Genomic DNA, 15,658 nt, shown 5'->3' with positions numbered 1-15,658 from the left:
AGCTGTGGCCCGGTGGGCCTAGTCCAGTCCGCGCAGATCCAGTGTCAGGCCGGTGTCGCCGTCGTGCTCCAGCACCACCGGGATCCCCCAGTCCTGCTGGTAGAGGTGGCAGGCCGCGTGGTCCGGGATCTCCCCGCCGGGCTCACCGTCGCAGGAGGCGGCGCGGGCGGTGATGTGCAGGACCCCGTCGGCGACCTCCGGGTTCAGCTCCAGCGTGCGGGTCAACCCCGTGGACGTGCCGCCGCCCGACAGGATCAGTTCCTCGGGCGAGGAGGAGATCTTCAGCTGGGTGGGGTCACCCCACCGGTCATCGAGCTTCTGTCCCTTCGGGGCGGAGAAGCGCACGCTGATCTCGTGCCCGCCCGGGGCCACCGGCGTCTGGGGCCGCTGCGTCTGCGCCGCGCCTTCGTCGACGGTGAGGGCCTCCTGGGGCAGCGGCAGGCGGACGAGCCGGTGCTGGTTGGTCTCCACGACCAGCAGCACGGGATCCCCGTCCACCGAGGTGTCCAGCAGGACGTCCGAGGGTTCGGACAGATCGCGGGCCAGGGTGGAAACGGTACCGGTGGCCGGGTCGTAGCGGCGGACCGCCCCGTTGTAGGTGTCGGCCACGGCCACCGATCCGTCCGGCAGCACCGTGACGCCGAGCGGGTGCTGCAGACGTGCCTGGTCGGCTTCACCGTCGCGGAAACCGAAGTCGAACAGCCCGGCGCCGATCGCGGTGTCGACGGTGGCCACCGACCCCGCCTCGTCCAGGCGCAGCACGCGCAGCGCCGAGGTCTCCGAGTCGGCAACCCAGATGTTCCCGTCGGCGTCGTCGGCCAGGCCGGAGGACTGCGCGAACCAGGACTGCCCCGGCGCACCGTCCTGCAGGCCCTCGAGACCGGTGCCGGCGAAGACGTCCAACGCGCCGGTGACCGGATCGAAGGCGAAGATCTGGTGGGTTCCGGCCATCGCGATGATCACCCGGGAGGAGGCAGCTGACCACAGCACGTCCCACGGCGATGAGAGCGAGGTCTCCAGCGGGCTGGCCCCCAGGTCCCAGACCCAGGCGTCGGGGTCGTTCGCCGCGTCCCCTGCGGCGCGGGCCTGGTCGGCGTCCAGCAGGCGCTGGACGCCATTGCCGGCCACGGTGGTGACGTTCCCGGTGGCCAGGTCCAGTCCGCGCAGGCGGTGGTTGACGGTGTCGGCGACGATGACGTCATAGCCCACCACGGTGGCCACGTCGGCGGGCAGCAGCGCCAGCCCCTGGGGTTCGTTGAAGGCCGCCGTCGCGGCGGTGCCGTCGGCATGGCCGCGCTCCCCCGAGCCGATCGTGCGGATGACGGTGGAGAGGTCCCCGGCGAGCTGGACCAGCCGGTGGTGGCCGGAGTCGCCCACCAGGAACGTGCCGTCGGCCAACGCCAGGACCTTGCCCGGGAAGCGCAGGTCGCCCTCGCGGGCCGGCGGGGCGACGTACGGCCCGTCGCCGCGATGCAGGGTGCCCTTGGCCTCGTGTTCGGCCACGAGCTCGTCGACCAGGGATTCCAGCCCGGCGGCGTGGCCTTCACCGGAGAGGTGCGCTGCCACGTAGCCCTCGGGGTCCACGACCACCAGGGTCGGCCAGGCGCGTGCCGAGTAGGCCTGCCAGGTCTGCAACTCGGGGTCATCCAGCACCGGGTGGGCGATCTCGTAGCGCTCCACTGCCGCGGCGAGGGCCACCGGGTCGGCCTCATGTTCGAACTTCGGGGAATGGACGCCGACGATCACCAGCAGGTCGGAGTACTTTTCCTCCAGCGGGCGCAGCTCATCGAGCACATGCAGGCAGTTGATGCAGCAAAAGGTCCAAAAATCCAGGATCGTGATCTTGCCGCGCAGGTCGGCCAACTCCAGCTGCTTGCCGCCGGTATTCAGCCAGTTGCGGCCCACCAGGTCCGAGGCCCGCACGCGATAGGCGGCGCGGACGGATTCAGCGGTGGCGGTGGAATCTGCACTCATGAAAAAGCTCCCGTTGGTTGTCGGCTGACGTAAGGGTCCCAACCCCATTATGGCCGGGATTGTTCCCGGGCCGGGATGCGGATGACGGCGTACGACGCCGGGACGACGCCCATCACGCGGGTCCCCTGCCGTGGGGCCGGGTCAGGCGAGGCCCTTCAGCGTGGCGGTGAGGATGCCGTCGGCCATGCTGGAGAATTTCGCGTCATCCAGGCCGCTGGTGCCGATGAAGGAGACCATCGCCACGTAGCCGTTGCGCTCCCCGATGAGGACCAGCGCCTGCTGCTGCAGGTCGCTGCCCTTCCCCGCCCGGCTCCACAGCAGTGCGGACTTCGCATCCGCCGCCTTCCCTGCCGGGGCGGTGCTGCGCAGCGGGACCTCGGTCCCGGAGATGGACAGGGTCACGTCCGAGCAGGCGTCGAGCATCTGCCGCACCGTGGCGTAGTGCCCGTCCAGTGCGGACCGGTCGCCGACACGGGCGACCTCCACCGAGCCGGTCGCTTCCACGCCATCGGCCGCGAAGTCAGTGCGGGCGGCCTCCTGGCCGAGTCCTGCCGGCGACCAGTTCAACTGCTCCACGGCGTTGCGGCAGGCAGACGGTGCCACGGATGCGCCCTGCAGGGTGTCCTGCGGTGCGGCACGCAGGGCCTCCAGGTCCTGGGCCGAGGCGGTGGAGGTGAGCGTGAAGTTGTAGGAGGCGGCCCGCTCGATGCCCGCGGCAACGCCGTCGGCGGCGGGTCCCGTGGGCGCCGAAGCCGATGCCGACGCAGATGCCGGGGCGCTGCCGGAGCCCTCGTGCGGGTTCGACGGCGCTGCCTCGTCCCCGGCTCCCGACGAGCAGCTGGTCACGGCGATGACGATGACGATGACCAGGACCACCAGGGCGAGCCACCGGGCGGCGGCCAGCGCCGTCTTCTGGGCGCGGACCCCGGGGGGCGGCGTCTTGGCGTGGGGCTTATCGTCCACCGCGATCGATCCTCCGGTCCTCTTCCTTGAGCTGGGCGAACATGGCGTTGTAGGCCTCCAGGTCCGCCTCGTTGTCGCGGTCGGCCTGGCGGTCCGTGCGGATGGCCTCACGCCGGTCTGCCTTGTTCCAGGTCATCATGACGCCGAGCGCCAGCAGCAGCGTGGGCACTTCACCGATCCCCCACATGGCCCCGGCGCCTGCCCGTTGGTCCTCCAGCGGCAGTGCGCCCCAGTCACGGCCCATGTTGCCGAACCAGGAGGCCTGGATCAGTGAGTTGCTGCCCATCAGGGAGACGCCGTAGAAGGCGTGGAAGCTCATCGTGGCCAGCAGCAGCACGAGCCGGATCGGGTACGCGGCCCGGCGGGGCAAGGGGTCCCCGTCGATCATGTTCAGGGCGAAGATGTAGCCGGTGAGCAGGAAGTGGAGGTTCATCAGCTCGTGGCCGGTGTGTTCGGCCATCGCGAAGTAGAACAAGTCAGTCGCGTAGAACAGCACGATCGAGCCGGCGAAGTTGATCCCGGCGAAGATCGGATGGGTCACCAGCTGGGAGAACTTGGAGTGGATGCCGGCCAGCAGCCACTCGCGGGCCCCCCGCGTGCCGTCGGTGCGCGCGGGCAGCGCCTTGAGCGCCAGCGTCATGGGAGTACCCAGCACCAGGAAGAACGGTGCCACCATCGTCAGGGCCATGTGCCCGACCATGTGCATCGAGAAGAGCACCACCCCGTAGACGGCAGGTGCACCGGAGGTGATGTAGAACAGCGCTGCCAACCCGACGAACCAGGACACCGTGCGCAGCACGGACCAGCCGTCGCCGCGGCGGCGCAGGGTGCGGATGCCCTTCAGGTAGGCGAAGGCCAGGAAGATGATGATGGCCAGCCAGAGCCAGTCGATCCGCCAGACCGTCAGCCAGCTGGAGGGCACGAGCTCGGGCGGCAGGTCATAGCCCGTGAGGATGCGGGCCGGGGTGGCTTCCGGTGGCAGTTCCTCGGCCACCGGCGGTGCGGTCCGGGCCAGGGCCGTCGCCACGGCCATGGTGGAGGCCATGAGGATGGTTTCCCCGGCCACGATCCGCCAGGCGGTCCCCGTGGCCGATGCGGCGCCGGAGAGCAGCCGCGGGATGGCCCACCGTCGGTGTGCCAGTCCCAGGGCCCCCAGGGCCAGCGTCAGCACAGCCTTGGTCATGACCAGCACGCCGTAGCCGCTGAGCAGCTGGGACCAGTGGTCCATGCGGACATATGCGCTGACCACGCCGGAGGCAAAGACCACGAAGAAGGCCAGGGTGGCCAGTGCGGAGAAGCGCTGGAGCACGACGCCGGCAAGCACCGGGCGCGTGGAGCGGTACTTTCCGGGGGCTGGCGCGGTGAGCAACGGGGCGACGCAGGCCAGCACGACGATGCCGCCCACCCAGAGGCAGATGCCGAAGAGGTGGAGCAGGATGGCGTTGGTGGCACCCCAGTGGTCGTCGCCACCGGCCGCGTGGCCGATGAGCGAGAGCGGGAGGATGCCGAAGAGGGAGAACACGGCGCTGAGTCCTACCCCGGTGGGTGAGCGGACCACGAAGGCCAGCGAGCTGATGATCGCCGCGATGACGATCATCCACGACCAGGCCTGGCCCAGCGAGATGTTGAGGATGTAGTCCTTCATCGAGTCGGTGTACGCGGAGTCCGCGGAGAGCGGGAGACCGGCGACATCGGAGAAGGTCAGGATGAGCACGGCGACCGCGGCCAGCGTCCAGACGACTGCCGCTCCGGCGGCGACGTTCATGGCGCGGGTGAATGCCGGGTGTTCCTCGCCGCCGTCGGTCCCGCCGGACCCCTTGCGGGCACGGTGCGGTTTGGTCGAACGGGGAAGGACGGTCGCGGCGAAGACCAGCGCACCGATGGTGACGGCCATGGCGGTGTGGTGGATCAGGGTGGCCACCGGCAGCGACCACCGGGTGAAGGCTCCGGGGTCGGCTAGCTCGGTGCCCTGTGCGGCGCCCGAGAATTCCAGCGCGACAGCCAGCACCAGGAGGCTGATCGGGATGGCGGGCAGCAGCAGGATCTGCCACAGCCGGGCCGGCTTGCGTCCTGCTGGTGGAGTGCGGGGCGACGAAGGCGTCGGGGAAGCCGGGCCGCGACCCGGCAAGACACTATGACTCACTGCTTCAACCCTGCTTCCATGCCTTCCATTCTCGCACCTTGACCGCGACCTCGAAGGCCCCGGTGTCCTGGCTCACCGACCGGTTACCGGCCCCGGCCGCCTTGCCGACGGGCCTTGGCCACCACGGTCGCCGCGGCAGCAATCACTGCCACCGCGATGATGATCCAGATGACGGCTCCTGGAAGGCCGCCGGATGAGGCATCCTGCGCGGAATCAGCGGCCGGAGCGGCGGCCGCGGAGGGTGCCGTCGATTCGGCAGCCGAGGGTGCACTCGATGCGGTCGCGGCCGGTGCCGACATGGCCGGTGCAGAGGAGGTGGCGCTCGCGCCCTTCACCGTGAAGGCCAGCGCCTCATGGTTGGCCTGGGTTCCCTCGATGGGGTGGCCATCGCTGGAGACCACACGCCAGACGAGCGTGTACTCCCCGGCGGGCAGCGCCTTGCCGAAGTCCACGGTCAAGGCGTTTCCGCTCGTGGAGGTCTCGGCATCGTGCTTGGCGCCGGTGGCGTCACTGAGGCTGACCTGGTTGCCGATCGGCTTGAGTTCGCCGCTGAAGGTCAGTTCCACGGAGTCCAGCGCACTGCTGACGCTGGCCCCGTTCTTCGGGGTGGACCCGATGAGCGAGTCGTGGGCCGAGGCGGAGGGTGCCATGAACAGGGCCACGGCGGCCAGCAGGGCGGCGGCCGCAGCGGCGAGGAGCGAGCGGTTCAACGTACCCAGGCCCGGGTGCGTGGCAGCGATCGCCCGCGGGGTGTGCAGGCGGGCGGTGCTGGAGGGATTCATGGTGGTCCTTCGGTACCTGGGGGTGGGTCGGCAGCGGACTGCCGGATGGCTTAAATTCTACGCCACGTAGAATATTTGATGATAGCGGAGGGGCTCCCGAGAGAACGAGGGCCCGTTCCACCGGATGGCGGAACGGGCCCTCGGATCCTCAAAAGAGGGATCTACTTCTTGGAGACGGCAGCCTTCAGCTTCGAGCCGGCGGTCAGCTTCACGGAGTGGCCGGCCGGGATCTGGATGGTTTCGCCGGTCTGCGGGTTGCGGCCGGTGCGGGCTGCACGGTCGGTGCGCTCGACGGCGAGCCAGCCCGGGATCGACACCTTCTCGCCCTTGGAGACCTGCTCCACGAACGTCTCGAACACCGAATCCAGCACGGCGTTCACGGCGACCTGGGAGTTGCCGGTCTTCTCGGCGACGACTGCAACGAGTTCACTACGGTTCAAAGCCAATGTATTTCCTCCTGGACTGTTATGTGCCCGCCCGTTTCCGGCCGGGTTGCCCTGCGGTTGCGGGGACTACTGAGAAGGAAACTATCAGTCCTCACCGACAGACACGCCCAGTTTCAGGGCGTTTGGCCCGAATTTTTTGGTTTTTCCCCGGAATTTGGCGGTTTTTTCACTGCAAGGGCCGCTTTTGGGGTCGACATCCGCCTCAGGTCATATATGAGAATCGTTCTTATTAAGCATAGGATCGATTCATGATCGATACCCCACCCCTGTCCTGTCCATCCGCCGCTTCCCCGGATTTCGGCCTGAATCCACCCCGCTCGGAGCGTCACCGCGGCGTCGCGGGAAGCCGACCCGTGGCGGCCACTGGAGCCCTGGCCACCTTGCTGCTCCTGGCAGGGTGCGCCGGCGGCCACGCTGCTTCCGCCGACCCCGACGAAAGCGCACCAGCCACCGCAGCTCCCCTCGAGGCGGCAACGTCCACGCCACGTCTGGTCGCCACCTACGATGGCGGCATCATGGTCCTGGACGCCTCCACCGGCGAGACAGTGCTTGATGAGCCCCTCGCCGGCTTCAACCGGATCACCGCAGCCGGCGACGGCCGCCATGTCCTGGTGGGCACCTCGGGCGGGTTCCGGGCCCTGGACGCCGGAGCATGGTCGGTCCCGCACGGCGACCACGACCACCACTACGCAGCGCCCGCTGGACTCACCGACGTCCTCTTCCCCGCCACGGAGCCTGGCCACGTGTTCCACCATGGCGACCGGACCGTCCTGTTCGACGACGGCAGCGGGCGTGCCACCATCCTGGATCCGGCAGAGCTGGGCGACGGGATGCCTCACACCACGCAGGCCCAGGCCCCTACGGCCCACCACGGCCTGGCCATCGAGCTCGACGACGGCAAACTGCTCATGACGGAGGGCACCCCGGACTCCCGGTCCGGCATCACGGTCTCCGGACCTGCCGACTCCTCCGGGACACGGCCCGATCTGGCCCGCTCCGCGGATTGCCCCGGGGTCCACGGTGCCGCCGCGGCCGCCGACGACGCCTTCGCCTTCGGCTGTGAAGACGGCATGCTCATCTACCGCCACGGCAAGATCAGCAAGGCCACGGCACCTACCGCCTACGGCCGGGTGGGCAACCAGGCAGGCAGCGACGCATCGGCCGTCGTGCTTGGGGACTACAAGTCGGATGCGGATGCCGAGTTGGAACGCCCCACACGGGTGAGCCTGACCAACACGGCCACCGGCACCATGGACCTCGTGGAGACCGGCGCCAGCTATTCATTCCGTTCCCTGGGCCGAGGACCGGACGGCGAGGCCCTGGTCCTGGGCACCGACGGACGGCTGCGCATCATCGATCCACAGAGCGGAAAGATCACCGAGTCGATCCGCGTCACCCGGCCATGGAAGGAACCCACCGAGTGGCAGCAGCCCCGCCCGACCCTGTCCGTCCAGGGTGGCATCGCGTACGTCTCCGAACCGGCCACCAGCACGGTGCACCTGGTGGATCTGGAGAGTGCGAAGCTCATGGTCTCCCACGAACTGCCGCACGCCCCCAACGAACTGGCGGGCATTCCGGGCTGATCTTCGGCCGCTGCCTGGCGGAGTCTTGAGGCCCTGCCACCGCCTCGGTAGGCTGGATCCACGATCCCCAACCGAGGCGGTGGCCCCCATGGCCCGAACACCCTCCCCCGAGCACGACGCTGCGCGGCTGGAGGCCGCCCGGTATCGGGACGCGCAGGAAGCCGCGGGGACCCCGAGCCCTGCCGACGAGTACGAGCAGCGCTCCGGATCCGCCTTCCGCGCGAAGGCGGACCGTGCCGGCATCGCCACCGAGGGCCCCTTGGAAAATCCGCCGGTCTTCCACGCCGCCGACGAGGCCTGGCAGATCGCCACGCCGAGCATCGACCGGGCGATCGCCCGTGGTGACTTCGACGACCTGGCCTACGCCGGCAAAGCGCTGCCCTCGCTCTCCTCCTCCGATCCCGACTGGTGGCTCAAGTCGCTGATGCAGCGCGAGCGGATCAGCGGGGTCGGGCCGCCTGCGCTGCTGCTGCGGACCGAGGACGCCGCGATGGACCAGACCCTGGACGCACTGCCCGGCGAGGCGCAGGTCAGGGAGGCCGTGACGGACTTCAACTCCAGGATCCGCGAGGCCAGGCGCCAGCTGCTGGGCGGTCCACCGGTGATCACCGCACTGCGGGACCCGGACACCGAGGTGCGGAACTGGCGCGCTCGCCGCACCGCCGCTGGCCGGCCCATGGAGCGCCAACCACCCACGGCGCCGGAGCCGGGATCCCGTTCCGCCGGCCGGTGGCGGCGTGCGTTGCGGTGGCTGTGGTCACCCTCGACGTGACCGCGACAGCTCGCAGACCCCGTTAACGCCTGAGGGCCCCTTCCGTTGCCGGAAGGGGCCCTCGAGGGTCAATCGCTGGTGTTTACCAGGACGACTTGGTGATGCCCGGAAGTTCGCCACGGTGGGCCATGTCGCGGAAGCGGACACGGGAGATCCCGAACTTCTGGAGCGTGCCGCGCGGGCGGCCGTCGATCGAGTCGCGGTTGCGCACGCGCACCGGCGAGGCGTTGCGGGGCAGCTTCTGCAGGCCCAGGCGGGCCTCTTCGCGTGCCTCGTCGGTTGCGGTCTCGTCGACCAGGGTCTTCTTCAGCTCGGCACGCTTCGCGGCGTAGCGCTCCACGATGACCTTGCGCTGCTCGTTACGAGCAATCTTGGACTTCTTAGCCATGTGTTTAGCGCTCCTCTCGGAATTCGACGTGCTTGCGGATGACCGGATCGTACTTCTTCAGGACCATGCGGTCCGGGTTGTTACGACGGTTCTTGCGGGTCACGTAGGTGAACCCGGTTCCGGCAGTCGACTTCATCTTGATGATGGGGCGTACATCTTGTGCTTTTGCCATGTTAGAGCTTCACACCCTTCGCCAGCAGGTCGGCGACAACGCGGTCGATGCCGCGGACGTCGATGGTCTTGATGCCCTTGGCCGACAGGGTCAGCGTGACATTGCGGCGCAGGGAAGGAACCCAGTAGCGCTTCTTCTGGATATTCGGGTCGAACCGACGCTTGTTGCGGCGGTGCGAGTGGGAGATGCTGTGTCCGAAGCCCGGAACTGCACCTGTCACCTGGCATACAGCTGCCATGATCACTCCTCAGTAGTAGTAAATATTGGCGGTACTCGATAAAACAGATCACAGCGCGGTGTTGCTGCCTCTGAACCTGCGTTGAAGAGTCCCGCCACCAGTTGTGACACCGTGAATTACTGCGACGTACGAAGGTAACCAGGCTGGGTGAGAACCAACCGAAGCGCCTTACTTGCGCGAAAGACGGTGAATACAGCGTCCCGGTTGAGCATTTTTCCCTACTCGGCTGGTCCGCGTTATTCGGTTTACGGGTAACCACGTCCTCGACTTAGCCCGCCCCTCTCGGAGCACACCACGACGAACACGTGACTTAACGCCTTACCATCCTAGAACGTCCGGGGGCCGAACACAAAATGCAGGGTACGACGCCGGTGCCCCCTTCCGGGGCCGACTCGCCGCCACACAGGTCAGCGCAGGATCCAGTGCTCCGGGTCCATCCGTTCGACCAGTTTGCGGCCGATCCGGGCCAGGTCCGCTACGTCCTCGTCGTCCAATCCGTCGAAGACGATGCGGCGCACCGAGTTCACGTGTTCGGGGGCCAGATCGGTGAGCATGTCCATCCCGTCGTCGCGCAGGTGGGCCACCGTCACGCGCGCGTCCACGGGGCTCTGCGTGCGTTCGACCCAGCCGCGGCCCTCGAGCTTCTTCACCACATGGCTTAGTCGTGACAGCGAGGCGTTGGTGCGCCCCGCCAGTTCGCTCATGGGCAGCAGGTGGTCCTCGGCCTCGGAGAGCATGGCCAGCACGTTGTAGTCGAAGAGCGTGATCCGTGCTTGACGGTGCAGCTCGCTGTCGAGCAGGCTCGGCAACTGCATGGATACGGAAATCAGTGCCAGCCAGCACTCGCGTTCCTGGGACGAAAGCCAGCGGGTATCGGTCATGCAAACCATGATGTCACATGAACTTTCAGGTGATTCCTGCAGCGACGCGACGGTGGGTCAAGGCACCCGCGTGCCCCTTGCCTCGGCGGCGTAGCCTGAAGGGAGAGCGTGTGGGCCACCGTCCCGCGGCGGGCCCCGGTGCTTGCCACCGCGCGGCCTGCGGCACGTCGAGTCCCCAGGGAGTGTCCATGGACGCCACCGGTACACGCACCACCATCGATGAGAAGACCGCCCGGGCGGTGGCCGAGGCGGCCCGGGACACCGGCGACGCCCGCCCCAGTTTCGCCCAGGGGCTCTACCTGGGCCGCACCGATTTCAGCCTCATCCACCCACATCCACGCCCCTCCCCCGACGAGCAGGCACGCGGGGAAGCCTTCCTGGAGACACTGCGCACCGCCATTGACGCGTTCGACGGGCAGCTGATCGAACGCGAGGCCCGCATTCCCGACGACTACATCCGGGCACTGGCCGAGATCGGGGTGTTCGGGATGAAGATCCCCACCGCCTACGGAGGGCTCGGCCTCTCGCTGGCCTATTACGGGCGGGCATTGATGCTGCTCGGAACGATCAGCCCGAGCATCGGGGCACTGGTCTCGGCCCACCAGTCCATCGGCGTCCCCGAGCCGGTGAAGATGTTCGGCAACGCGGAGCAGAAGCAGCGGTTCCTGCCGCGCTGCGCCGCGGGAGCGATCACCGCCTTCCTCCTCACCGAGAACGATGTCGGTTCGGATCCTGCCCGGTTGGGGACGACGGCGGAGCGCTCCGTCGACGGACGGTCCTATGTCCTCGAGGGCGCCAAGTTGTGGACGACCAACGGCGCCGTGGCGGACCTGGTCGTGGTGATGGCGCGGGTCCTGCCCTACTCCGGGTCGGACGGCACGGAGCAGCGCGGGGGCATCAGCGCATTTGTCGTCGAAGCCGACAGCGAGGGCCTGGTGGTGGAGAACCGCAACGCCTTCATGGGCCTGCGCGGCATCGAAAACGGGGTGACCCGGTTCCACGGGGTCAGGGTGCCTGCCGAGAACCTGCTGGGGCACGAAGGCCAGGGGCTGAAGATCGCCCTGAGCACGCTGAACACCGGTCGCCTCTCCATTCCTGCCCTGTGTGCCGGGGCCGGCAAGTGGAGCCTGAAGATCGCCCGCGAGTGGTCCGCCGAACGTGTCCAATGGGGCCGTCCGGTCGGCCGGCACCAGGCAGTGGCCTCCAAGATCGCGTTCATCGCCGCGACGTCGTTCGCCGTGGAGTCCGTGTTCGAGCTCTCGGCGGCCCTGGCCGATGCGGGGATGAAGGACGTGCGGATCGAGGCGGCGTTGGCGAAGCTCTTCTGCAGCGAGATGGCCTGCAGGATGGCCGATGAACTCGTCCAGATCCGCGGCGGACGGGGCTACGAGACCGCCGCATCCCTGGCCGCACGCGGCGAGCGCGCCGTCGCTGCCGAACAGCTGCTGCGCGACCTGCGCATCAACCGCATCTTCGAGGGGTCCACGGAGATCATGCACCTGCTCATCGCCCGTGAGGCGGTCGATGCCCACCTCAAGGCAGCCGGCGACCTGGCCCGGGCGGATGCGACCCTGGCGCAGAAGGCCCGGGCGGCAGCCGGCGCCTCGGGCTTCTATGCCAAGTGGCTGCCCACGCTGGCCACGGGACCAGGGATGGTGCCGACGTCGTACTCCGGCGCCGGATCGTTGGGCACGCACCTGCGTTTCGTTGAGCGGGCGAGCCGCCGGCTCGCACGGCACACCTTCGCCGGGATGGCCCGCTGGCAGGCGGGCCTGGAGACGCACCAGGTGTTCCTGGGCCGGGTGGTGGACATCGGGGCCGAGTTGTTCGCGATGGCGGCCTGCGTGTCCCGGGTCGAGCTGCTGCGCGACACCGAGCCGGAGCATGCCGGGCCGGCACGGGAACTGGCCGAGGCGTTCTGCCGGCAGTCACGCGGACGGGTCGAGCGGCTCTTCACGGATCTCTGGGACAACACCGACGACGGCGATATGGCGTTGGCGCGCCGCGTCCTGGCCGGCGACTATGCGTGGTCCGAGGACGGGATCATCGACGCGTCCGAGGGGACCGGCCCGTGGATCGCCGCGTGGTCCGCGTCCGATGACCGGCGGCCCGATGTCCGCCGGCCCTATGGCAGCGGCTGAGCGCCAGCCGCGGGCGGCTTCGCGAGGCAGTGCAGGAGATAGCCGTAGCTCAGCCGGGTCTGGCCGGGGTGCGCGGCCAGGTGCGCATCGGCGACGTCTGCCGGGAATTCCAGACGCAGTACCGCGTCGCGGTCCGCAGCCGTCTCGAAGCTCCAGCTGCTCATGACCTGGCGGGTTTCCGCACCCTGCCCGGCCCACCAGGCGCGGTTGTAGTCCCCCGTTCCCTGGAACTGCTGGGCGGTGTCGGAGGCGCGGAGCAACGCGGCGAACTGGCCGTTCTCCTGGTCGTTGTCGATGACGACCAGCGTTCCGCCGGGCCGGAGGACCCGCAGGACCTCCCGCAGACCTGGGGTGCAATCGTTGGTGGGGGTCGGGAAGAAGTAGGCGAACCGCGCGTGGACCACGTCCACGCTGCCCTCGGCCAGTGGCAGGTGCTCCGCCGATCCCTGCAGCACCTGGACCCCGTCGAGCCCCTGGCTGGCGACCCGTTTGCGGGCGAGCTCGAGCAGGGTGGGGTCCGGCTCGACGCCGATGACCGACGCGGCCTGCTCCGCGTAGTCCTGGAGCCAGAATCCGCTGCCGCACCCCAGGTCCACCACGGTCCTTCCGGACAGGTCGGCCACTTCGCCCAGCGCCTGGCGGAGGGTGCCCTCGTGGTCGATGGCCCGGTTCTCGACCTCATACAGTTCGGGGTTGCCCGCCTGGTTCGGGGCGGGGGTGAAGTCGGGCAGCACTGGTTCAGTCATCGAGCCAGCCTAGCGCCGGCCGGTCGGTCGGCATTCCCTAGACTGGTGGATAGTCGCCGTCCCCGGCACCCCCGCATCCACGTTGAAGGAGCCCCATGGGCGGCAGCCATGCCCACGCGTCCGAGGTCAAGATCCTGGCCGACCCCCGACGACGGCGTCGGGCCCACCTGGTGCTGGCCGCACTGCTGGTCCCGGCGGCTCTCGCCGCCATCATCGGAACGTTCCTGTTGTGGCCGGGGCCGGCGGCGGACCGCGTTTCGTTGGGCGATCCCTACGGCGTGGCGACCGGGGTCGCCATGGAGACCGGAACGGTGGATCGCACCGTCACCGAGACCTGCCCGTCGTCCAAGGGTCTCGCCGAGGCCGGCGGCAAGGAGTTGGACTGCCAGGTCTCCTATGTCACCCCCCGGGGTGGAAGTGCCGCCGTTCCCGTGGAGGTGCCTCCCGAGACGGTGGCCTCACGCCCACTGGAGCCCGGGGACCAGATCCGCTATCTGGATCTGCACCAGGCCTCGACCGCCATCGCCGCCCCCTATGTCTTTGTCGACTTCGTGCGCACCGTGCCGCTGCTGTTGCTCGCCATCGCGTACGCGCTTGTCGTGTGCCTGGTGGCGCGCTGGAGGGGTTTCCGCGCCTTGTTGGGTTTGGCTGGCGGCTTCGCCTTCATCGGCTATTTCATGCTCCCGGCCCTGGTCGACGGCAGGCCACCACTGCTGGTCGCCCTCGTCAGCGCCACGGTGATCATGTTCGGTGCCTTGTATTTCGCGCACGGATTCTCGGCACGGACCTCGACGGCGCTGCTGGGCACGCTCTTCGGCCTGGCCGTCACCGCCCTGCTGGCCCTCTGGGTATCGGATGGCGCCTACCTCACCGGGGTGGGCGATGAAAGCAGCTACACGCTCTCCACCACGGTCCCGGACATGAGCCTGTCCGGGCTGCTGCTCTGCGGGTTGTTGATTGCGGGGCTGGGGGTGCTCAACGACGTGACGATCACCCAGTCCTCCGCCGTCTGGGAACTCGCGGAGCTGGCACCGCGTTCCTCGGCGCGGGAGCTGTTCACCTCGGCTATGCGGATCGGCCGGGACCATATCGCCTCGACGGTCTATACGATCGCGTTTGCCTATGCGGGTGCCGCCCTCCCGGTGCTGGTGCTGGTCAGCTTGTACGACCGCCCGCTACTGGACACGTTCACGAGCGGGCAGATGGCCGAGGAAGTCGTCCACATCCTCGTCGGTTCCATCGGCTTGGTCCTGGCCATCCCCGTGACCACCGCGGTGGCCGTGGCCGTCGTCAAGGCAGTGGGCCGTCCGAACGCCGCCACGACGACCCCGGCGCCCACGTCGCAGGAACCTGGACGATCCAGCCAAGATGCAAACGATTCTCATTTGCTATAGGCTGTGACAGTTCCTTCCCCTGTCGCCCGAAAGGCCGCCCATGCGATCACGCTTCGCCGTCATTCCCGCCCTCTTGATCGGACTGGGGTTGGCCGGCTGTTCGGGCCCCGCGGACTCCGGTGATGACAATTCCCTGACCGTGGTGGCCTCGACCAGTGCGTATGGGGACATCGTGCGCCAGGTCGGCGGGGACGCGGTCACGGTGGAGTCGATCATCAGCAAATCCTCCCAGGACCCGCATTCCTATGAGGCCACCCCCCAGGACAAGCTCACCCTTTCCCACGCCGACCTCGTGGTGGAAAACGGTGGCGGCTACGACGCCTTCGTCGACACGCTCACCCAGGACCTCGGGACGGAGAAGGCCGACATCATCACCGCCGTCGACTATTCGAAGGCGACGCACGCGGAGGAAGGATCCGCCCAGGCGGGCCACTCCCCCGGCTCCGACGCCGGACATGAGGGGCACGACCACGCCGCATTCAACGAACACGTCTGGTACGACCTGCCCACCGCGGCCGCAGTGGCGCAGGAAGTCGCGCATCGCCTCGGCGAACTGAAGCCGCAGGAGGCATCGACCTTCACTGCCAACGCCCGGAAGTTCGCCCAGGGCACCACCGCCTTGGACAAGCGGCTCGATGCCCTGGCCGCTGACACCGCAGGACACGAGTACGCCATGACCGAACCGGTCCCCTATTACCTCCTCAAGGCCGCTGGCCTGTCCGACGGAACGCCGGAGGGCTTCAGCAGCGCCATCGAAGAGGGCAACGACGTCTCGCCCCTGATGCTGAGGGCCCTGGAGAACAAGCTCTCCTCGGGGGACATCTCGCTGCTGGCCTACAACCCCCAGACGAGCAGCCCCCAGACCGAAGCCGTGCGGGGGCTGGCCGAAAAAGCGGGAGTCCCGGTGGTGGACTTCACCGAGACCTTGCCGGAGAACTCCAGCTACCTCGACTGGATGACGTCGAACATCGAGGAGATCCAGACGGCAGTGAAGGGCTGATCCCCCGAAACAGCAGGAAGCCGGGTTGCGGTGGT

15 protein-coding genes are annotated in these 15,658 nt (G+C 68.5%); 5 read left to right on the top strand and 10 right to left on the bottom strand.

What is annotated here, in order from left to right:
• Positions 1–18: 18 nt before the first annotated feature.
• The 5 genes from ABD088_RS09390 to ABD088_RS09370 all read right to left on the bottom strand — a co-directional run bounded on the left by ABD088_RS09390 (position 19) and on the right by ABD088_RS09370 (position 6,308).
• The gene (locus ABD088_RS09390) at positions 19–1,974 is read right to left on the bottom strand and encodes an NHL domain-containing thioredoxin family protein (protein ID WP_343901661.1); all 1,956 of its coding nucleotides are present in this window, start codon (positions 1,972–1,974) and stop codon (positions 19–21) included.
• Positions 1,975–2,115: 141 nt separating this feature from the next.
• Positions 2,116–2,937 carry a hypothetical protein gene (locus ABD088_RS09385; protein WP_343901660.1) on the bottom strand — a complete coding sequence of 274 codons (822 nt, stop codon included), beginning with the start codon at positions 2,935–2,937 and terminating at the stop codon, positions 2,116–2,118.
• Positions 2,927–5,080: a bifunctional copper resistance protein CopD/cytochrome c oxidase assembly protein gene (locus tag ABD088_RS09380; RefSeq protein WP_343901659.1), complete on the bottom strand. Its 2,154-nt coding sequence runs from the start codon at positions 5,078–5,080 to the stop codon at positions 2,927–2,929. The genes ABD088_RS09385 and ABD088_RS09380 overlap by 11 nt, the downstream gene beginning before the upstream one ends.
• Before the next feature lie 83 nt (positions 5,081–5,163).
• The gene (locus ABD088_RS09375) at positions 5,164–5,862 is read right to left on the bottom strand and encodes a copper resistance CopC family protein (RefSeq protein ID WP_343901658.1); all 699 of its coding nucleotides are present in this window, start codon (positions 5,860–5,862) and stop codon (positions 5,164–5,166) included.
• A gap of 161 nt (positions 5,863–6,023) precedes the next feature.
• Positions 6,024–6,308: an HU family DNA-binding protein gene (locus ABD088_RS09370; protein ID WP_343901657.1), complete on the bottom strand. Its 285-nt coding sequence runs from the start codon at positions 6,306–6,308 to the stop codon at positions 6,024–6,026.
• Between the two features lie 248 nt (positions 6,309–6,556).
• On the opposite strand from ABD088_RS09370, the gene aztD reads away from it, so the two are divergent.
• Together aztD and ABD088_RS09360 are read left to right on the top strand one after the other, a co-directional pair.
• Positions 6,557–7,891 carry a zinc metallochaperone AztD gene (aztD, locus tag ABD088_RS09365; RefSeq protein ID WP_343901656.1) on the top strand — a complete coding sequence of 445 codons (1,335 nt, stop codon included), beginning with the start codon at positions 6,557–6,559 and terminating at the stop codon, positions 7,889–7,891.
• Between the two features lie 88 nt (positions 7,892–7,979).
• On the top strand, positions 7,980–8,663 hold the full coding sequence (locus ABD088_RS09360; RefSeq protein ID WP_343901655.1) for a DnaJ family domain-containing protein: 684 nt from the start codon (positions 7,980–7,982) through the stop codon (positions 8,661–8,663).
• A gap of 82 nt (positions 8,664–8,745) precedes the next feature.
• Here the strand turns inward: ABD088_RS09360 and rpsN are convergent, their stop codons facing one another.
• The 4 genes from rpsN to ABD088_RS09340 all read right to left on the bottom strand — a co-directional run bounded on the left by rpsN (position 8,746) and on the right by ABD088_RS09340 (position 10,342).
• Positions 8,746–9,051 carry a 30S ribosomal protein S14 gene (rpsN, locus tag ABD088_RS09355; RefSeq protein ID WP_343901654.1) on the bottom strand — a complete coding sequence of 102 codons (306 nt, stop codon included), beginning with the start codon at positions 9,049–9,051 and terminating at the stop codon, positions 8,746–8,748.
• A gap of 4 nt (positions 9,052–9,055) precedes the next feature.
• The gene (rpmG, locus tag ABD088_RS09350; protein ID WP_343901653.1) at positions 9,056–9,223 is read right to left on the bottom strand and encodes a 50S ribosomal protein L33; all 168 of its coding nucleotides are present in this window, start codon (positions 9,221–9,223) and stop codon (positions 9,056–9,058) included.
• Between the two features lies 1 nt (position 9,224).
• On the bottom strand, positions 9,225–9,461 hold the full coding sequence (rpmB, locus tag ABD088_RS09345; protein WP_343901652.1) for a 50S ribosomal protein L28: 237 nt from the start codon (positions 9,459–9,461) through the stop codon (positions 9,225–9,227).
• Positions 9,462–9,868: 407 nt separating this feature from the next.
• Positions 9,869–10,342 (bottom strand): MarR family winged helix-turn-helix transcriptional regulator, encoded by a 474-nt coding sequence (locus tag ABD088_RS09340; RefSeq protein ID WP_343901651.1) that lies wholly within the window; start codon positions 10,340–10,342, stop codon positions 9,869–9,871.
• 188 nt (positions 10,343–10,530) lie between these two features.
• Between ABD088_RS09340 and ABD088_RS09335 the strand changes: the two genes are divergently transcribed.
• Entirely contained in the window at positions 10,531–12,483 is a 1,953-nt protein-coding gene (locus tag ABD088_RS09335; protein WP_343901650.1) for an acyl-CoA dehydrogenase family protein, read from the top strand.
• Here the strand turns inward: ABD088_RS09335 and ABD088_RS09330 are convergent.
• Positions 12,468–13,229 (bottom strand): class I SAM-dependent methyltransferase, encoded by a 762-nt coding sequence (locus tag ABD088_RS09330; protein ID WP_343901649.1) that lies wholly within the window; start codon positions 13,227–13,229, stop codon positions 12,468–12,470. The two genes, ABD088_RS09335 and ABD088_RS09330, sit on opposite strands and share 16 nt — an antisense overlap.
• A gap of 95 nt (positions 13,230–13,324) precedes the next feature.
• Between ABD088_RS09330 and ABD088_RS09325 the strand changes: the two genes are divergently transcribed.
• Together ABD088_RS09325 and ABD088_RS09320 are read left to right on the top strand one after the other, a co-directional pair.
• A complete protein-coding gene (locus ABD088_RS09325; protein ID WP_343901648.1) occupies positions 13,325–14,623 on the top strand; it encodes a YibE/F family protein in 1,299 nt (432 codons plus the stop codon).
• A 40-nt stretch (positions 14,624–14,663) separates the two neighbouring features.
• Positions 14,664–15,623: a metal ABC transporter solute-binding protein, Zn/Mn family gene (locus tag ABD088_RS09320; protein WP_343901647.1), complete on the top strand. Its 960-nt coding sequence runs from the start codon at positions 14,664–14,666 to the stop codon at positions 15,621–15,623.
• Positions 15,624–15,658: the final 35 nt, after the last annotated feature.

Origin of the sequence: Arthrobacter rhombi, assembly GCF_039526245.1 — a bacterium.
GTDB classification, from domain to species: Bacteria; Actinomycetota; Actinomycetes; order Actinomycetales; family Micrococcaceae; genus Arthrobacter_H; species Arthrobacter_H rhombi.
This window is presented reverse-complemented; position numbering and strand designations above follow the sequence as displayed.

Coding starts and splice junctions, on each gene's coding strand:
- rpsN (WP_343901654.1), bottom strand. CDS start 9,051: ATGGCTAAGAAGTCCAAGATTGCTCGTAACGAGCAGCGCAAGGTCATC.
- rpmB (WP_343901652.1), bottom strand. CDS start 9,461: ATGGCAGCTGTATGCCAGGTGACAGGTGCAGTTCCGGGCTTCGGACAC.
- ABD088_RS09325 (WP_343901648.1), top strand. CDS start 13,325: ATGGGCGGCAGCCATGCCCACGCGTCCGAGGTCAAGATCCTGGCCGAC.
- ABD088_RS09360 (WP_343901655.1), top strand. CDS start 7,980: ATGGCCCGAACACCCTCCCCCGAGCACGACGCTGCGCGGCTGGAGGCC.
- ABD088_RS09335 (WP_343901650.1), top strand. CDS start 10,531: ATGGACGCCACCGGTACACGCACCACCATCGATGAGAAGACCGCCCGG.
- ABD088_RS09320 (WP_343901647.1), top strand. CDS start 14,664: ATGCGATCACGCTTCGCCGTCATTCCCGCCCTCTTGATCGGACTGGGG.
- ABD088_RS09340 (WP_343901651.1), bottom strand. CDS start 10,342: ATGACCGATACCCGCTGGCTTTCGTCCCAGGAACGCGAGTGCTGGCTG.
- ABD088_RS09330 (WP_343901649.1), bottom strand. CDS start 13,229: ATGACTGAACCAGTGCTGCCCGACTTCACCCCCGCCCCGAACCAGGCG.
- ABD088_RS09375 (WP_343901658.1), bottom strand. CDS start 5,862: ATGAATCCCTCCAGCACCGCCCGCCTGCACACCCCGCGGGCGATCGCT.
- rpmG (WP_343901653.1), bottom strand. CDS start 9,223: ATGGCAAAAGCACAAGATGTACGCCCCATCATCAAGATGAAGTCGACT.
- ABD088_RS09390 (WP_343901661.1), bottom strand. CDS start 1,974: ATGAGTGCAGATTCCACCGCCACCGCTGAATCCGTCCGCGCCGCCTAT.
- aztD (WP_343901656.1), top strand. CDS start 6,557: ATGATCGATACCCCACCCCTGTCCTGTCCATCCGCCGCTTCCCCGGAT.